We start from the raw sequence: 16,494 nt of genomic DNA on the forward strand, positions 1-16,494 counted from the left end.
GCAGACTATTCCTTTATACCATAAATTAACGCCGCATATAATCCGCCATGCGAATCAGTCGGAGGCCGTCGTCCGGCAACGCCACATACAACCTCCGGCAAATTTCAAAATCTCCATCTCTTTCTGACCTTACGTTTACAAGAGGCCCGTATACTGGAAGACAGACTTATCCACGCCCCAGGAGGTGCCACCGTGACCATGCAGCACGCAGAGCTTCCGCACCGGCAGCCCAAGCTGATGATCCTGTACGCTTCTTATGGAGAAGGCCATCTTCAAGCCGCTCTGGCCGTGAAGGAATCGCTCGCCCGCAAGGGCAACGACCGGACGGTGCTGATCGATCTGATGGCCGAAGCCCATCCGCTTCTGAATGAAATGACCCGTCTCGCCTACCGATCGAGCTATACGGTCATGCCCGGCTTATACGGCTGGCTCTACGACCGCACCCGGCCGATGAAGCCGGATTCCAGGCTCGCGGCATGGCTGCATTCTTTCGGGCGAAGCAAGCTGCGCCAGGTGCTCCTGCGCGAGCGTCCCGACGCGGTGCTTCATACCTTCCCTTTGTTCGCCGGCCTCGCCCTCAAGCAGACGCTTCTTCCCGGAATGCTCACCGCCGCTGTCGTCACCGACTACGATCTTCACTGCCGCTGGGTGCATCCCGGCATCGACCGCTACTATGTGCCTACCGAGGACTTCGGCCGGGAGCTGAACGCTCTTGGCATCGCCGGCTCGCGCATCTGCGTCAGCGGCATTCCCGTCAAAAAGGGCTTCCGCATGCCGGAGAGCTCCGAGCGGGCAGCGGAGCCGTTCGCCCGCTACGGCCTCGACCCACGTCTGCCGCTCGTGCTGATCATGGGCGGAGGCAGCGGCGTCATGAGCGGAATCCTCGACGCCTGCAGCCGCCTGCTGCGGATGGACAATCTTCAGATCGCCGTCATCTGCGGACGGAATGAAGCTCTCCGGGCATCGGCTGCCCGAAGGTTCGAGCGGCATCCGGAACGGTCGAGGCTGCATCTGTTCGGCTATGTGGAGACGATGCCCGAGCTCATGCCGCTGGCCTCCTGCCTCGTCACCAAGCCTGGCGGCCTCACGCTGGCCGAAGGCCTTGCCGCCGGGGTTCCGCTGTTCGTCTATCGCCCGGTGCCGGGACAAGAGCTCGGCAACGCCTCCTATCTCGCTTCCAAGGGAGCCGTGGAAATCGTCCGCTCCCCGGCCCGGCTCGCGGAAGAAATCATGAAACTCTTTGCCAGTCCTGAACGTCTTACCGAAAGAAGGTTCGCCAGCTCCTCTCTGGGCCTCCCCGGCGGCGCGGATGCTGTCGCCGAGGATTTGCTCTGGCGTCTAGGCGGGTATACTTAATGGCAACAGGCCTTACCAGCCGAGCAAGGAGGAACCCGTCCATGAATCGATTCCTGAACCGCTCCCTTGGCATCGGAGGAACCGAGCTCCCCCTCTATGCCGTCATTCTTCTGCTCGTGGAATTCGCGCGCGGCGCCGTCCTGATCAGCTTCCTGCCCTTGTACGGCAAGCATGAGCTCGGACTTACGCTGGATGCGGTAGGTGCCGCCATCACGGCGCATTATCTCACCGACACCGTGCTCAAGATGGCCATCGGGTATTTGCTTGACCGGTTCTCCATCCGTTTCGTCGTCATGGCGGGCATGATCGCTTCAGTTGCAGGAGTCGTTCTTCTCCCCTTCGCGGACGTTCCCTGGCTGTTCATTCTCGCGGCCGCCATTTACGGAGTCGGGATCTCGCCGATCTGGATCGTCTGCCTGACCCAGGTGACAGAGGAGCGAAGAGCAGCCCAGATGGGTTTTTTATATATGATCTGGCTCGGGGGGCTTGGCGCAGGTCCGATTGTGTGTAATATAGTAATGGACCACAGCAGCCGCGCGGCTTATCTGATGATCCTCTCTAGCGTCGTGCTGGCGTCTGTGCTGTCGCTCTTCATCAGCGGACAGCAGCGCTCGGCCGTCGAGCGGGTGCCGCTGCGGGAGCAGCTTCCCGATATGAAGCAGCGCTTGTCCCAGATCAAGCTGCTGCTTCCGGGCATGGTGCTGCAGACGGCTGGCGCAGGCATGCTCGTGACCGTGCTTCCAACGCTGGCCACCGGCCGACTGGGCCTGACCGGCGCCCAATACTCCCTCCTGCTGACAGCCGGAGGCGTATTCACGCTCGCCGGGCTTGTCCCGTTCGGCAAGCTGTCGGACCGGCTGCGATCGTTCCGCCGCTGGTTTCTCGTCATCGGCTTTTTCGCCGTTGCGGCCGCGCTCTATGCTCTCGCCTACGCTTCGGGCCTATGGCTGTGCATCGTCATCGCCGCTCTGCTGGGCTTGTCCTATGCAGCCGTACTGCCGGCATGGAACGCCTTGCTCGCAGCCTATGTTCCTCCCGGCCAGCAAGGACTCGGCTGGGGTCTGCTCAGCACCGTGGAGGGCATCGGCGGCATGATCGGCCCGGTCCTCGGAGGGCTGATCGCCTCCTGGAGAGGAGAGCCCTTCGTCGTCTGGATCAGCGCCCTGCTGTTCGGACTGATCGGCATCTGCTATTGTCTTCTTCCGCTGGCCGAACCCGGCAAGCTTGATCCCAAATAGAACAGGTTGTGTGAAGCATGAGCATCGTCCAGGACTGGATTCGCGAGATCAAAACCATGAACCCCCAGCAGCTGGAGCATACGCTGCAGCAATTTTCCTCCTATGGCCCTTTGCCGGGAATTGTGCTGCCGCTCGCCGAGGCCTTCCTGCCTTTTTTGCCGCTTTTCCTGTTCATTGCGGCGAACGCCAATATTTACGGATTGGGCTGGGGCTTCCTCTATTCCTGGATCGGCGTCACTGCGGGCTCCATCTGCGTATTCTGGATCGCCCGCTCTATAGGCGGAGGCCTCGGGATGTGGCTGGAGCGCCGCTTTCCGCGCGTGCGCGTATTCTTCGACTGGCTGGAGCGCCGGGGCTTCACGCCGATCTTCCTGCTCGCCTGCTTCCCGTTCTCCCCTTCGGTGCTCGTCAATATCGCATCGGGCCTCAGCAGCGTCCCGTTCCGCACCTTCTTCGTCGCGGTCGTTCTCGGCAAGGCGGTCATGATCTTCATCATCTCCCTGCTGAGCTTCAATATCGGCGATCTGGCGCCATGGCGCATCGTGCTTGCCGTATGCGTCATTGTCATCATGTGGCTGGGCGGAAAAAGACTCGAAACGCGTTACTTGGCTAAATAAGACAAGCCCTGTCCAGCTGGAGGCCGCTGAAAAGGTGTCGCTGCAGACTGAAATCATTCTTCCGATCGATTTCGCGCCTTACGCTATTTTTTAAGTGGCCTCGTCCGGCGGACGGGGCTTTTTTGGGGCGTTCGTTCCGGCTTGCCGCCGCCTTGCGGCAGTCAGGCAAGGAAAGTCCGGCCTCCCTGTCAGGCATCTCTTTGCCGGCTATGGTCGATATTGGCCGCTTCAACGCCGATTAGGGGCCGCTTCGCCTACACACACTGTAAAGGCAAGGCATCTCCCGCGAAAGGAGGATGGCCATGTCCGGCGAACAGCCTTCATTCAAGCAGACCTTCGCGCGCAAAGCCCAGTCGGAAGCAGACCGCACCGGCAAGGGCAAAGCCGCGGCCAGCGCCAAGCAGTCCGATGCGGATGCCGCCGCTGTCCGCAAGCACGGCGTCTAACCAGCATCCTACACACTCAGGAGGGATCGCATGAGCGAGAAGCCTAGCCATAACGAAATGGAGCCGATCTCGGGGGAGCATGTCGAGGTCGACGGCGTTTATACGAACCAGTGGGGCCGTCAGGAAAAGCTGCAGCGCGGCGATGCTTTTCCGGCGGATCCGATGTGGGGAACGACGGAGTGGAAGCTGGCCGAGCTGAAATTCAGCAACCATCATGCCGGCCATACCGATCCGCGTGAAATCCCGCATGACAGCGCGAACGACCCCGAGAACCACTTGCAGCATCCGCGCCGCCACAAGCACAAAGAGCATCGCGGAGACGAATAAGCGACGCGCAAAAGGCGTACCCTCTTGATGGAGGGTACGCCTTTTTTACGGTGCGGGGCCAAGTGGAATCCAAGCCGATGGATCAATTCTTGATCTGCCTCGGCTCTGCTTCTTCGGAGGCGGCAAGCGCCGAACGGCCGTCCTCCGCCTCCCTGTCCCTGCTGTGCACCTGATCGATGATCTTCTCCAGCCGCCGGAGATGATAGCCGTATTCGAACAGAGCGGCGGCGACGAACACGAGCCGCCGGTGCTGATCCGGATCCTCCCGCAGGTAATCCGTCAGCTGCTGGGCCAGCCGTGTTCCGGTAATCGCTTCCGAAGGCACGCAGGCATGCGGCTTGATTTTTCCGTCCAGCTTGAGCAGCAGATGCTCGTGGTACTTGGTCAGCTCCTCGATCTGGGCATCCAGCTTGACCGCCCAATCCTCCGCTCCTGGAGAGGCGAAGTAATGCTCCTCCACGACGTCCAGCAGATCGGCTCCCTTGGTGACCGCCTTGATGAGCTGCTTGGAAAGCAGCAGCTGGCGCGCCCGCTCGGCGCGGCTCGAAGCCCGCAGGGAGCGCTCGTCCGCGAGCACCAAGTAGCGTTCGTCCAGCTTGCCGATCGTGCCGTGCAGCTTGGCCTTCTCGTCGTTGTACACCTGCTCTTTCATCTCGTCGGAGATGGAGGTGCGCAGGAGCAGCGACAGCTGCTGGTAGGAGCGGTGCACGTCGCTGTGGAACTGCTTGCGCGGCCTCGGCGGGAAGACGAGCACGTTGACGGCGAACGCCGCCCCCATGCCGGTCAATACCTGGAGGAAACGCTCCACGGCGAACATCCAGCCGGTCGCGTTCGCTTCCATGACAGCCACGACGGTCACGAGCGTCAGCCCCACCGTCGATTCCATTTTCAAGCGGATGCTGACGAGTATGACGGCTATGATGACAATGCCGACCGCGATCGGATTGTTGCCGATCAACTGCACGGCTCCCAGCGCGATCATTGCGCCGAGCAGATTGGTCTGGAATTGGTCGCTCACCTGCTGCCAGGAGCGGAAAATGGACGGCTGCAAGGTGAATATGGCTGAAACAGCAGCCAGAATCGGAGAGCTGAATTGGAAGAGCTCGCTCAGGTAAATGGCCAGCGCAACGGCAATGCCGGTTTTAACCACTCGGGCCCCGATTGTCATAAGGGTTGAAATCCTCCTTCTCAGGCAGCGAATGGGTATGCTTCTTCTCCTCTTATACCCTGTTGCTCCATTGCCTGTAACGTATGCCATGCCCGCTCGTTCTCGATTTCCGAATTCGGGCAACTGCTATATTGTACATTTTTTTCATTTCAATTTATACCTGGCCCCGGCATACCTTTCTTTTTGAAACCAGACCGACGTTCCTTGGATCAAAAAAGAAGCGCCGACCGGGCATGAATCCCGATTCGCGCTCCTATCTGCAGGTCTTGCTCCTCGCTGCTCCGCTTCCGCTGTCACGAGCCCAGGCTGCCCAGCGAGCTTCTTCTCGCAACCGCGCAGTAGGGCAGATAGATCTGGAACGAAGTCCCTTCTCCCAGCTCGCTCGTCACCCGGATCCTTCCCTTGTGGTTGTCCACGATCTTGTAGGACACCATCAGGCCAAGCCCCGTTCCTTTATCCTTGGTCGTATAAAAAGGCTGGCCCATCTTGGACAGCTGCTCCTCGTCGATGCCGGGTCCCTCGTCCTTGACGGTGACGAGCACGTCTTCCTCGCAGAGCTCGGTGGCGATGATGATCTTGCCTCCTTCGGCCATGACCTCGATCGCATTTTTGAGCACGTTGATGAACACTTGCTTCACCTGGGGCTCGACGCCGTATATCCAGAGCGGCTCGGATCCGTAATCGGCCCCGATCTCGATGCCGTACAGGGAAGCCTGAGACTCCAGAAGCAGCACGGTGTCGAGCATGATTTCGCGCACGTCGGTATAATCCATCTCATATACCTGCGGTTTGGACAGCATCAGCAGCTCGCTGACGATGTTCTCGATACGGTTGAGCTCGGATTTCATGATGTCGAAGTAGGGGCTGCCGGACGTGCGGCCGCTTGCGATCAGCTGGAGAAATCCTTTCAGCGAGGTGAGCGGATTGCGGATCTCGTGCGCGATTCCGGCTGCGAGCTGACCGGCCACATAGAGTTTCTCGGAGTTGATCAGAAGCTCTTCGTTTTTCTTGCGCTCGGATATGTCGCGGATGATGACGATCGCCACCTGCTGGCCGGAGAAGGTCGATTCCGAATGGATCAGCTCCGTGCTGATCGGCCTCCCGCCCAATGTGAGCCAGTCCAGCTCGATCGCGACCGCAGGAGCTTGGGGGGACGGCCTGCCTGAAGGCTTGCCTCCGCGCGGGTGGCGGGCCAGATGGCTGCGCAGACGCTCGTGGGAGTCCGGACACAGGAACCGGTAGACCGACTTGCCGACCATATCGGATTCATCCGAAGCTTCGAACATCCTCAGTCCGGAACAGTTCACGAATTCCCACTTGCCTCCGCTGATGACGGCAATCATATCGATGGAATTCTCCACAAGCAGCTTGTAGCGCTCATTGATCAGTCCGTAGCGGCGGTCTGCAACCCAGGCGACGATGCTGAAGCTGAAGATGATGACGGTAGCAAGGGCAAGCAGCAGCCCCATGAACATCAGGTACTGGTCAATCCGGAAGGTCGGCTGCTCCGACGAGCCGCGGCCGTAGGAGAGGGACTCCAGGGCGAGCAGATGGAAGGCGATCGCCCCTGTTCCGAAGATGAAGCTGGCCGGTAAACGGCGTTTTCCCCCATGTTTCATGTAGGCCTGCAAGGAAGTGTAGGTGCCGGCCAGCAAGACGGCCAAACCCGCGGCCAGCAGCGATGGACTCAAGTCGAGAAGCCGGACACGATGCATCAAGACGCTCATATAGTGCATGAAAGCGACAGAAGAGGTGATGATCAGGGAAGAAGCGCCCAGTCGAAGCTTGCTCGTCTCCCCGTCTCCAAGCAGCAGAAAGGCGGAATAAGCCGCTCCTCCCAGCAGGAACAATGCCAGGAAGGATTCCGCCGTAATCGATACCAGGTAATGGGAAGCCAGCATGGCGACGAAATGCATGGACCATGCGCCGAGGGCGAATACGGCTGAAGATCCGAGAAACCAGTAATGGCGGAACGGACGGCGGCTGTTCAAATTACCAACCATGCTGAACATCGTATAGGCGGAGAAGACGATGATCGTATAAGCTAAGGGAATGTAGAAGGCATGGTCAGGCTGCATCGTCGAGATCATCCCGTTCTGTATAAGAAATGGGCTGCAAAAAAATGGATTTTTCCTTGAAATTCGACGTACCCGCGAAAAATCCTTTTGGAATGAGGAATCGTCTTTCTGACAATGCCGTTCTATCTGTTCACCGCAGCAGTAGATGAAAGGAATCAACCGATGAAAAAAGAAATGTTCGATATTTACGATGACAGCTGGACCCGCATCGGAACGGCCACCCGCGCCGAAACGCACCGGCTCGGCCTGCGCCACCGCTCCTTCCATTGCTGGCTCGTCCGAGGCTCCGGCGACGGCACCCTCATCCGCTTTCAGAAGCGGCAGGAAAGCAAGGACACCTATCCCGGCTTGTACGATATTACGGCCGCCGGCCATTTGTCCGCTGGGGAAGATATCCGCGATGCCGTCCGCGAGCTGGAGGAAGAGCTTGGAATCTCCGCTGCCTATGAGGATCTGCTGCCGCTCGGCTACTCGGTCGAAAGGTCGGAGGGGATAGCGGGAGGCGTTCCTTTCGTAGATCACGAACGATCGGAGGAGTTCGCCCTTCGCTGCGCCCTCCCCCTATTAGAGCACCGGCTTCAGCACGAGGAGGTAGCCGGGATCTACGAGGCTCCGGCCGAGGGACTTATCGGCTTGTTCGAAGGCAGGCTGGATGCGCTGTCCGTTCAGGGAGCCGAATGGCCGGAGATCGCAGGCGCGGGAGCGGATAAGGCCATATCCGAATCCGGGCTTGTCCCGGTCACCCGGAAAATACGCCCTGAGGACTTCGTTCCTCGTCCGGCCGGTTACTACTCCTCGCTGTTCAGGCGTCTCAGCGAGCTTCCTTGAACCAAAGAGCCTTGCCTTCTCCATCGGGAGCCGGCAAGGCTTTTTGAACAATGCGCCGCCGGGCCATCACCTTAATGCAGAGCTTTGACAGCTTTGGCGGATTTTGCGGCTTTGGCGGTTTTGCCAGCCCTGGCGGCTTTGCGGGCTGCTCCTGGAGCAGCCTTTCGGGCGGATCCCGTACCTGCTTTGCGGGCTCCTCCGCGCCTGGAAGCTTTCTTGCGGACATTGCCTGCCGGAACGACGCTGCTCAGCAGGCCGGGAATCGGTCCCGGAGCTCCCGGTCCGGGTACTCCGCCTCCGAAGCCGCTCAAGTCAGGCATGCCGGGCATGGTTCCCGTTCCGGGCATTGTTCCCATACCTTGCATGCCGGGCATGAAGCCGGGCTGCGGCGATAGGCCGCCCGGGAATCCGCCCGCCCCCTGGCTCCGCTGCCAGTTGGAGTACCAGTTGTCGATCAGTCCGTGAATCTGGTAGAAGTAGGTCGAGCGGGGAGCAATGTCCAGATCCCGCAGGATAGGCTCGCCCAGCACCTCGGAGCCGGCATCGTGGATGCAGGCGTGGATATGCTCGATGAAGCGCCCCAGATCATCCGCCGTCGCAAAGGATTGCGGCTGGTAGCGGACCCGCATCTCGCCGTTCCCGTCGTAACAGGAAGACATGCGGATGCCTTGCGGAACTTCGCTCCACGGAGCCACCAGCGACATGTCGAGCCCTTGGCCGCGGTACCAGTCGAGCACCTTGCGGATATATTGCCGGTGGAAGTTCAGGAACTTGTCTCCCCATCCAATCGGGGGATTGTTGTTGTTCATGATATGGTTGGCATGATGCCACCGGCGGTGTTCTTCAAGCAGATCGCTTGGAAAATCGGGAATAATCATCGTGGAAGGCCCTCCCTGGTCCATAGGTTGCTACCACAGGATATGCAGCCGCCCTCGGGCTAGTGCCTTCCGCTCCCGTCAGCTCCGGTCAGCTCCGATCGTCGTAATAATGATGCTCCGCGTGCATCCGTCCGCCCGAAATGTTCAGAATGCCGTAAGAGTAGCGGGGCTGGCGCCTCTTCTGGACCGGAGATCCCGGGTTGAACAGCAGCAGGTCTCCCTCCCGCTTGCTGTAAGGGGCATGGGAGTGGCCGAACAGGATCAGGCCGACCCCGTCGTCAGGAAAATTCGACCGCGCCTTCTGCTCCGTCCATCGTCCTTGGCCCAGATCGCCGTGCACGATGCCGATCCGGCAGCCTGCGAGCTCGATCAGCTTGCGCCTGCCGTAGCGGCGTACGAGCTCGGGACCGTCATTGTTGCCCGCCACTCCGTCCACCGGCGCGATGTCTTCCAGCAGGCCGGCGACGCGGGGATGCGTCCAGTCTCCGGCATGCAGGATGTAATCCACTCCCCGCAGCCCTTTCACAAGCGCATCCGGCAGCTTGGATGCCGAAGCGCCAAGATGCGTATCCGACACGAGTCCAATCCGCATGAGTCCATCCCCTTTCTTCTCGCAGCTTTGGTTCAAGCTTAGCACAAATAGATTCCGTCCCGATACGCTTCAGGAACAGTTTCCGCGCCGGCAGCGATTCGTATTCGGCGGGGCCGCTCTGGTACAATAAGAAGACCGCTACCGCGGCATCCGACAAGAACAAGGGGGATCGAGCAGACCCGCCGCTGCTTCGGCAAGAGGGCTGCATTCGCCATGAGCCATAACATACCCAATAAGCTTCGCGAAGCCGCCGCCCATCTGGAGAACCGCTTCCAGGAACGCGAGGAGCTGATCCGCGTTCTCCTGCTGGCGCTGATGAGCGGCGAACATCTGATGCTGGTCGGGCCTCCAGGCTCCGCCAAGTCCCAGCTCGCCCGGAGCGCTGCCGCCCTGTTCGGCGGCAGCCGCAGCTTCGATTATCTGCTGACCCGGTTCACGACGCCCGACGAGCTGTTCGGCCCCGTCTCCCTGCAGCAGCTCAAGCAGGACCGCTACGTCCGCCAGACGCAGGGTTATCTGCCCGAGGCCCGCTTCGCCTTTCTCGATGAGATCTTCAAGGCGAGCAGCGCCATCCTGAACTCGCTGCTCTCGATTCTGAACGAGCGGATTTTCTACAATGGAGCGGAAGCCAGGGAAGTGCCTCTGCTCTCGCTCATAGCTGCGTCCAACGAGCTGCCGGAGGAGCAGGAAGGGCTCGCCGCCCTCTACGACCGCTTCCTCTTCCGCTACGAAACCCGCTATCTCCAGCAGATCGCCAGCTTCGAGCGGATGTTCCAGGGACCGGATACGCCGCCTCCCGCCCTGCTCGATTCCGGCGATGTCCAGCGCATCCAGGATGCCGCCTCCGGTGTCGCCCTGCCGGAGCCGGTGCTCGTCATGCTGTTCCGGCTCAAGACTTTGATGGAAGAAAAGGAATATATCCTGTCGGACCGCCGCTGGCGCCGGATCGGCCGCACTTGGCAGATAAGCGCCGCAATCCATGGCCGCGATGCCGTCAGCGTCTGGGATACGGTGCTGACTCCGCATCTGCTCTGGGACTTCCCCGAGGACCTCGAGGAGCTGCGGGGCATTTTTGCCGGCGTCTGGCAGGAACTGCTCGCCAAGGAAATGGACAAGGAGCTGCCATTGGCCTCCTACCGCGACACGCTCCAGAAATGGCTGTCCCGCGAGGAAGAACTGAGCGGCTTCCAATTCCGCAAGGAGGTCGGGTCTTCCCTTGGCCGCACGCAAGCGGAACGGCTCGCTTCGATGACGGACGAGGCGAGGAGCGAGCTCGAGGAAACAGCCCGTTCCTTGCAGGGACGTCTAGTCGCCTGGCAGGAGAAGGAGAAGCAGCTGCCCGCATGGATCGAGTCGCAATCGGTGTTCATCCTGCATGCCGACGAATATGCTGTCCGCTTCACGCATCTGCGCATCGGAGGCGAGAAGGTTCTCCAGCAGCTCCAGGGGCTGTACCGCACTTTGTTCGACAAGGATATGCCCGGCGTTTCTTATGACTATACCCTTTGACGTCAACCGGAAGGAGGCAGGCGGATGCTGATTCGCAGCGCCAGGGTAGACCGCTATCAGTTCGATGCGTTCGTCCGCTCCTCGCGGACCGCCCGCGAATGGATGAAGGAAGCCGAAAGGCAAGTACCATGGTTCGATCTGGAGCTGTTCGCCGATTTCTTCATGAGCTTTTACCTGGCGGAGCCCGTATTCGAGCATCCCGTCGGAGGCGATCCGTTCCATCGCTGGATGCTGGCCTCCCTGCGGCGGCAGCATTTCTACCGCCTCATCCATCCGCGGACGATCGGCGAAGTGAATGCTTCGTTCAAGACGGCGCTCAAGGCGCTGTCATGGCTGACGGAATCCTACGAGGAGGAGGCGAAGCGGCGGGAAAGGGAGAAAAGGCCGATCCTTTCTGCCGGCGAGCAGGATAAGGGCCCCGGAGGCATCGAGGCTGCCGGGGAGCTGAAGGAGCGGCTCAGCGAGCGCCAGCTGGAGCAGCTGCAGCTCGTCGGCTACCGGCTGCAGCAGGGCCGGCGCACGGTAGAGGACAAGCAGAGCGAGCAGGACAGCCGCCCGCTGGATCTGGAGGAGCGCCGCGCCTTGCGGCAGCGGGTCGAGGAGCTGCGAGAGGCGATGCGAACCGACTTCCTGCGCCGCGACAAGCTGCGGGCCAAGCTGACGAAGGCCGAAGCCGAGCTGCAGCAGCTGGAACGACGCCTATCCCGCGTCAGTGCCCGCGAGGCGGCAGCCATGCAGCGCATCGAGGATGAGCTCGGCGATTGGCTCGGGCAGTCGCTGCGGGGCTCGCTGGAGCGGGAGAGCAAGGACAGCGGCGACATCTTCGGGCTCATGCAGGCGAGCCAGCGGCTGGCCAACCGGCGCTGGGGAAGCGAGCTCGGCCGCCTGCGGCGCCAGACGTTCGAGGAGTACAGCCGCTGGGTCGAGCAGCTGCAGAGCCGCAAGGATCTGCTCGCTTTTCTGGAGGATGTCGGCCGCAGCGTGCACTCGCTGAAAGCCATGCGCAAGAAAGCCTCATCGCTGCGCGTCCATGAAGCTTACGGAGGACTGGAGCTCGCCGGCGACATCGCCCGCATGCTTCCGGGAGAAGCAAGCCTGCTTGCCGATCCCGACTTCGAGCCCTATTTCCTGATGAAGCTGCTCGATCGCAAGCTGCTGGCCTACTCTCCGGAAGGAGAGGCCGAGGAATCCCAGCGCGGCCCGGTCATATGCATGATGGATACTTCCCATTCGATGCGCGGATCCAAGCTCCGTCTCGTCCAGGTGTTCACGGCCGCGTTCGCCGCATTCGCGCTGGCGGAACGCAGAGACTTCACGCTGCTGCTGTTCGGCGCGAAGGGCGAGGTCATCGAGCATCGCCTCTATCATCAGCGGCCCGACTGGGACCGTTTCTACGGCATGGCTTCCCTCGCTTATGGCGGCGGTACGAACTTTGACGCTCCCCTCGCGAGAGGCATCGACATCGTGGAGCATGTCCGCGGGTTTGCCGCCGCCGATTTCGTCATGCTGACCGACGGTGTCGGAGAGATCACTCCCCCGCTGCGGGAGCGCCTCGCACGGCTCTCCGCACGCAGGAGCGTGCGCCTCCATACGCTGATCGTCGGCTCGGCAAGGCAGCATCTTGCCGCGGAATATGATATCCTGGGAGTCTCTCACCGGGTCCGCTTCGCGCAGGCCTGGGATTCCCGCGATGCCGAAGCAGGGAGCCTCCTGCTCGACGTGTTCGCTGCAGCGGGCGAAGAACAGGAGAGCCGCCGGCGGAGACTGCGCTTATGATCCCAAAACAAAGAGGCCGCGCCTTTCGCGCAGCCTCTGCTTTTTTCTCGCAGCCCTTGCCGACCGTCGCCTTGACAGCGTTCAGCGGGTCGCCAGCCATGCCGCGCAGGCCGCCCAAAACGGCAGCGACAGAGCCAGTCCGTTCAACAATCCGGTCAGCAAATGGCCTTCCCGTCGAATCATGAGACATCTCTCCCTGTTTTCCGTAATGGATTCATTATGGCCCTTGCGGCCGCCATTTAGACGGAGCTTGGTTGACTTGTTTTTAACCCGTGAAGCGTTTTCACAAACTTCGTGTCCGGTCTGCCGGGTGATTTGAATCTATTCTATGCAAAGAGGTGACTGGTTATGATCTGCCGAAGCGGCTGCGCCGCCTGCTGCATCGCCCCTTCGATCTCGTCTCCGATTCCAGGCATGCCCCACGGGAAGCCCGCAGGAGTTCCCTGCGTGCAGCTGCTGCCGGATCTGCGCTGCGCCCTGTTCGGCAAGCCCGAGCGGCCTGCCGTATGCGGCGAGCTTCATGCAGCCGCCGATATGTGCGGCGATTCCCGCGACGATGCCCTCGCCTATCTGGAATGGCTTGAAAAAGCGACCGCTCCCGGCGCGTGACGATCGGGAGCTTTTGTCATGAAAAATAAAAAAACGCCGCTCCCGACAGATGTCGAAAACAACGTTTTTGCGAAGGGAATGAATCCTGAAAAGTTGAAAATGGTGCTGATGAAGGGATTCGAACCCCCGACCTACGCATTACGAATGCGTTGCTCTACCAGCTGAGCTACATCAGCAAATCATTGGTTGTCGAGACACCTGCTTGTCCTTGTTTACAACAAGTTTTCGTCAGCGGCGACTTTTATAGAATACGCATTTTCGCGAATATTGTCAAGCATTTGTCGACGCGTTTGTGCGGCTGCACATGTGACGAATTTATGTCCGCCGTTTCCGCTTTGCCAGCCACGGGTAATGTAACGACAAGTAAGACTCGCGCTGCATAAGGATGCTGGAATGGATCCGGACCGGAAGCGAGCATAACAGAACGGAGGCGCATCGAACATGCCCTATTCCAAAATCATTGTCGGATACGACGGCTCGGAGCAGTCCGTCCGTGCCCTGAGATCGGCGCTCGAGCTTTCTTCTACCTTCAAAGCGCTGATTGAAGTCGTCCATGTCTATAATCTGACGCCGATCGTCGTTGGCGAGACGGTCGCAGGCTCGCCGCCCGCGGCAACGGAATCCATGAAGCTCGAGGCCGAGACGGTAGCTGCGGAAGCCCGCACCATCATCTCCTCGGTAACGGATACTCCGATCGAGGTGCTGGTCGCCGAAGGCGATCCCGGCAAGACGATCACGTCGATGGCGGCGGACCGCGGCTCCGATCTTATCGTCGTGGGTAGCCACGGCAAAGGCGGCTTCAAGGAGCTGTTCACGGGCAGCGTCAGCCATTACGTGACCCAGCATGCCAAAGTGCCGGTGCTCATCGTCAAATAGGCCTAAGGCCAGGCAAACGTGTTCCCTACTAGCTTCTTCCAAGGAAAAATGCGGATAAAAGCGGAAAAGAGCCGGGCGGTTCTTTTCCGCTTTTGCATGCCAATGGCTGCCCATATGCCGCTCAGGATGCAGAATAGCCCCTCGTCTGCGGGGACGAAGGGCTCTCGCTCATATCCGCTGCGGCATATCGCCTTCCTCTCCAGGCCCGGCGAAGCTGCTGTCGGCAGGCATGCGGAAGATGAACGTGCTGCCTTCTCCCTTGCCGCTCTGCAGCTCGAGCATGCCCCCAAGCAGCTTGGACAGCTGCAGGCTGATGGACAAGCCGAGGCCGGTTCCGCCGTATTGGCGGGTAATGCTGCCGTCTTCCTGCTGGAAGGCCTCGAAGATGAGGTTCTGCTTCTCCTTGTCGATGCCGATGCCGGTGTCCTTGACCGCGAACACGATCCAGTCCACGTCGGGCGGAGCCGGCACGGGCTGTCTGGACTTCTCCCTGCTCCGCAAGCGTGCGGACGCGCGGGTTCCAAGCAGATTCTCCTCCAATGACGGGAGCAGCGCTCTGCGTTCTCCGGACACCTTGAGCTCCACGAACCCGGACTCGGTGAACTTGAACGCGTTCGTCAGCAGATTGCGGAGCACCTGATTGACGCGCAGAGCGTCGGTCAAGAGCAGCTGCGGGGAATCCGGCTCGACCTCGATCCGGAACGGAAGTCCCTTTCGGTCGGCGACCGGCTGGAACTGCGCCTGGACGGAATGCAGCAGCTCGATGGCCGGAACGTTCTCCAGGGTAAGCTGCAGCTTGCCGGCTTCGACCTTCGACAGATCGAGGATATCGTCGATCAGATGCAGCAGATCCACTCCCGCTGCTTTTAGGATGCCCGCATAACGCTTGTCCTCTTCGCCGTACGCCTCGTCATCGCTCTCCTGGATCAGCTGCGAGATCAGCAGCATGCTGTTCAGAGGCGTTTTGAGCTCATGCGACATGTTGGCCAGAAATTCCGACTTGTAGCGCGACGAGAGCAGCAGCTGGCGAGCCTTCTCCTCCAGATCCCGCTTGGCTTCCCTCATCTCCTTGGTCTGCCTGCGCAAGATCAGGTTCATATTCTTGAGATCGACCATCCGCTGCTGATCGAGGCTGAAGTCACGGATCATGTACACGAAGAAGGCGCTGAGAAGAAGCGAGAGCAGCAGCGTCAGCGGCGCGTATTCGCTCCAATACACGGACAATGGAAGTACGCCGAGCCAGGAGATATTTATGCAGTTGAGCATGTTGATGGCGAGTATGACCACAACAGCCTTCCGGAAAAATTTCCAGCGGCTCCTGCCGAGGAAGAAGGCGAGCAGCGCTCCGGCGGCGCCCAGGATGAACATGTTGCCCATTCCGGCGAGAGAGGCCGCATTGATGCCGAAAAAAAGCCTGCCCATGCCGATCCCGACCCCGATGGCGATGATCTGCCAAGGCTTGCTGAGAATCAGGACTGCCATGATCAGCGGCACATAACGGAGATCGAACAGAATATGGTCGTTCACCCGAAGGCCGAAAACCATCGTCAGCCAGCCGGATGCGATAAAGATGAAGGAGGCCAGCGCCTCCTGTATGCCGGGCCGCAGCCATTGGAAGGCGGTTTTATAGCCGAGATTGAACAAATAGGCGATCGTGATAAGCAGGCTGATGTTCATGAAGAAAACTTTGGATAGTGCCATGCCAGCCTCCGTCAGTTTCATTTTATGCCTTCATTCTACATCAATTTCGCAGCCTTCATCATCCATCGACTGTCATTTCCCTCCTGACTTCACGCGAATAGCAGGCGCCGAAACGAAACTTGTTGAATAATGTTCCTATTTCGTTCATATTCCTTTAATGCGTTTAATGTAAAATAAGGCAAGGAAAGATAAATTTCACAAGGGGGTGCTGTCCGATATGATGCAGCCGATCACGTTCAAAAACCGTTCTGTCCCCGTCTACTACCCCCCGGGACAGGAGGAAGCGCTGAAGGCGCTCCCGGGCAAGCTGAGGGAGCTTGAGCTCAACTTCGATTTTCGCAAACGATGGAAAGAGATCGCCTCTGTCGAGATGTCGCGCGACGTGGCGATCTTCCAATATCATGACGGAACGAAGCTCTATCTGGAAGTAGGCTAGGCTCTGCCCCCCGGCAGCTTGGTTCGGGCAGTCCTCCAGGCGAGTCCTCCCTGCTCCGG

At 60.0% G+C, this 16,494-nt stretch carries 16 protein-coding genes and 1 tRNA gene; 11 read left to right on the forward strand and 6 right to left on the reverse strand.

The window, feature by feature from the left end:
- Window positions 1–198: 198 nt before the first annotated feature.
- From ACLBWT_RS09705 to ACLBWT_RS09725, 5 genes are all read left to right on the forward strand, one after another.
- Complete coding sequence (locus ACLBWT_RS09705; protein WP_447663103.1) at window positions 199–1,356, forward strand: MGDG synthase family glycosyltransferase; 1,158 nt, start codon at window positions 199–201, stop codon at window positions 1,354–1,356.
- A gap of 41 nt (window positions 1,357–1,397) precedes the next feature.
- Window positions 1,398–2,594: an MFS transporter gene (locus ACLBWT_RS09710; protein ID WP_447662864.1), complete on the forward strand. Its 1,197-nt coding sequence runs from the start codon at window positions 1,398–1,400 to the stop codon at window positions 2,592–2,594.
- Between the two features lie 17 nt (window positions 2,595–2,611).
- Window positions 2,612–3,211 (forward strand): TVP38/TMEM64 family protein, encoded by a 600-nt coding sequence (locus tag ACLBWT_RS09715; protein ID WP_447662865.1) that lies wholly within the window; start codon window positions 2,612–2,614, stop codon window positions 3,209–3,211.
- A gap of 302 nt (window positions 3,212–3,513) precedes the next feature.
- Entirely contained in the window at window positions 3,514–3,657 is a 144-nt protein-coding gene (locus tag ACLBWT_RS09720; protein WP_447662866.1) for a hypothetical protein, read from the forward strand.
- 30 nt (window positions 3,658–3,687) lie between these two features.
- Entirely contained in the window at window positions 3,688–3,984 is a 297-nt protein-coding gene (locus ACLBWT_RS09725; RefSeq protein ID WP_447662867.1) for a transposase, read from the forward strand.
- Between the two features lie 82 nt (window positions 3,985–4,066).
- Here the strand turns inward: ACLBWT_RS09725 and ACLBWT_RS09730 are convergent, their stop codons facing one another.
- Window positions 4,067–5,152 carry an FUSC family protein gene (locus tag ACLBWT_RS09730; RefSeq protein WP_447662868.1) on the reverse strand — a complete coding sequence of 362 codons (1,086 nt, stop codon included), beginning with the start codon at window positions 5,150–5,152 and terminating at the stop codon, window positions 4,067–4,069.
- A gap of 293 nt (window positions 5,153–5,445) precedes the next feature.
- Window positions 5,446–7,230, reverse strand: coding sequence for an ATP-binding protein (locus ACLBWT_RS09735; protein WP_447662869.1), 1,785 nt, complete (start codon window positions 7,228–7,230; stop codon window positions 5,446–5,448).
- Between the two features lie 162 nt (window positions 7,231–7,392).
- Between ACLBWT_RS09735 and ACLBWT_RS09740 the strand changes: the two genes are divergently transcribed.
- Window positions 7,393–8,058 carry an NUDIX hydrolase gene (locus tag ACLBWT_RS09740; RefSeq protein ID WP_447662870.1) on the forward strand — a complete coding sequence of 222 codons (666 nt, stop codon included), beginning with the start codon at window positions 7,393–7,395 and terminating at the stop codon, window positions 8,056–8,058.
- Window positions 8,059–8,129: 71 nt separating this feature from the next.
- Here ACLBWT_RS09740 and ACLBWT_RS09745 read toward each other — a convergent pair whose 3' ends face one another.
- Window positions 8,130–8,936 carry a hypothetical protein gene (locus tag ACLBWT_RS09745; RefSeq protein ID WP_447662871.1) on the reverse strand — a complete coding sequence of 269 codons (807 nt, stop codon included), beginning with the start codon at window positions 8,934–8,936 and terminating at the stop codon, window positions 8,130–8,132.
- 88 nt (window positions 8,937–9,024) lie between these two features.
- A complete protein-coding gene (locus ACLBWT_RS09750) occupies window positions 9,025–9,528 on the reverse strand; it encodes a metallophosphoesterase family protein (RefSeq protein ID WP_447662872.1) in 504 nt (167 codons plus the stop codon).
- Window positions 9,529–9,741: 213 nt separating this feature from the next.
- Here ACLBWT_RS09750 and ACLBWT_RS09755 point away from each other — a divergent pair, with 213 nt between their 5' ends.
- The 3 genes from ACLBWT_RS09755 to ACLBWT_RS09765 all read left to right on the forward strand — a co-directional run bounded on the left by ACLBWT_RS09755 (window position 9,742) and on the right by ACLBWT_RS09765 (window position 13,422).
- Window positions 9,742–11,037, forward strand: a complete 1,296-nt coding sequence (locus tag ACLBWT_RS09755; RefSeq protein WP_447662873.1) for an AAA family ATPase — start codon at window positions 9,742–9,744, stop codon at window positions 11,035–11,037.
- 24 nt (window positions 11,038–11,061) lie between these two features.
- The gene (locus tag ACLBWT_RS09760) at window positions 11,062–12,813 is read left to right on the forward strand and encodes a hypothetical protein (protein WP_447662874.1); all 1,752 of its coding nucleotides are present in this window, start codon (window positions 11,062–11,064) and stop codon (window positions 12,811–12,813) included.
- A gap of 348 nt (window positions 12,814–13,161) precedes the next feature.
- The gene (locus tag ACLBWT_RS09765) at window positions 13,162–13,422 is read left to right on the forward strand and encodes a YkgJ family cysteine cluster protein (protein WP_447662875.1); all 261 of its coding nucleotides are present in this window, start codon (window positions 13,162–13,164) and stop codon (window positions 13,420–13,422) included.
- Between the two features lie 100 nt (window positions 13,423–13,522).
- Here the strand turns inward: ACLBWT_RS09765 and ACLBWT_RS09770 are convergent.
- A tRNA-Thr gene (locus tag ACLBWT_RS09770) sits at window positions 13,523–13,598 on the reverse strand.
- A 265-nt stretch (window positions 13,599–13,863) separates the two neighbouring features.
- On the opposite strand from ACLBWT_RS09770, the gene ACLBWT_RS09775 reads away from it, so the two are divergent.
- The gene (locus tag ACLBWT_RS09775; protein WP_447662876.1) at window positions 13,864–14,298 is read left to right on the forward strand and encodes a universal stress protein; all 435 of its coding nucleotides are present in this window, start codon (window positions 13,864–13,866) and stop codon (window positions 14,296–14,298) included.
- A gap of 168 nt (window positions 14,299–14,466) precedes the next feature.
- Here the strand turns inward: ACLBWT_RS09775 and ACLBWT_RS09780 are convergent, their stop codons facing one another.
- Window positions 14,467–15,999 (reverse strand): ATP-binding protein, encoded by a 1,533-nt coding sequence (locus ACLBWT_RS09780; protein WP_447662877.1) that lies wholly within the window; start codon window positions 15,997–15,999, stop codon window positions 14,467–14,469.
- A gap of 217 nt (window positions 16,000–16,216) precedes the next feature.
- On the opposite strand from ACLBWT_RS09780, the gene ACLBWT_RS09785 reads away from it, so the two are divergent.
- Window positions 16,217–16,435 (forward strand): hypothetical protein, encoded by a 219-nt coding sequence (locus tag ACLBWT_RS09785; protein ID WP_048746503.1) that lies wholly within the window; start codon window positions 16,217–16,219, stop codon window positions 16,433–16,435.
- The last annotated feature ends 59 nt before the right edge of the window (window positions 16,436–16,494 follow it).

The sequence above is a fragment of the Paenibacillus sp. D51F genome (assembly GCF_053345695.1).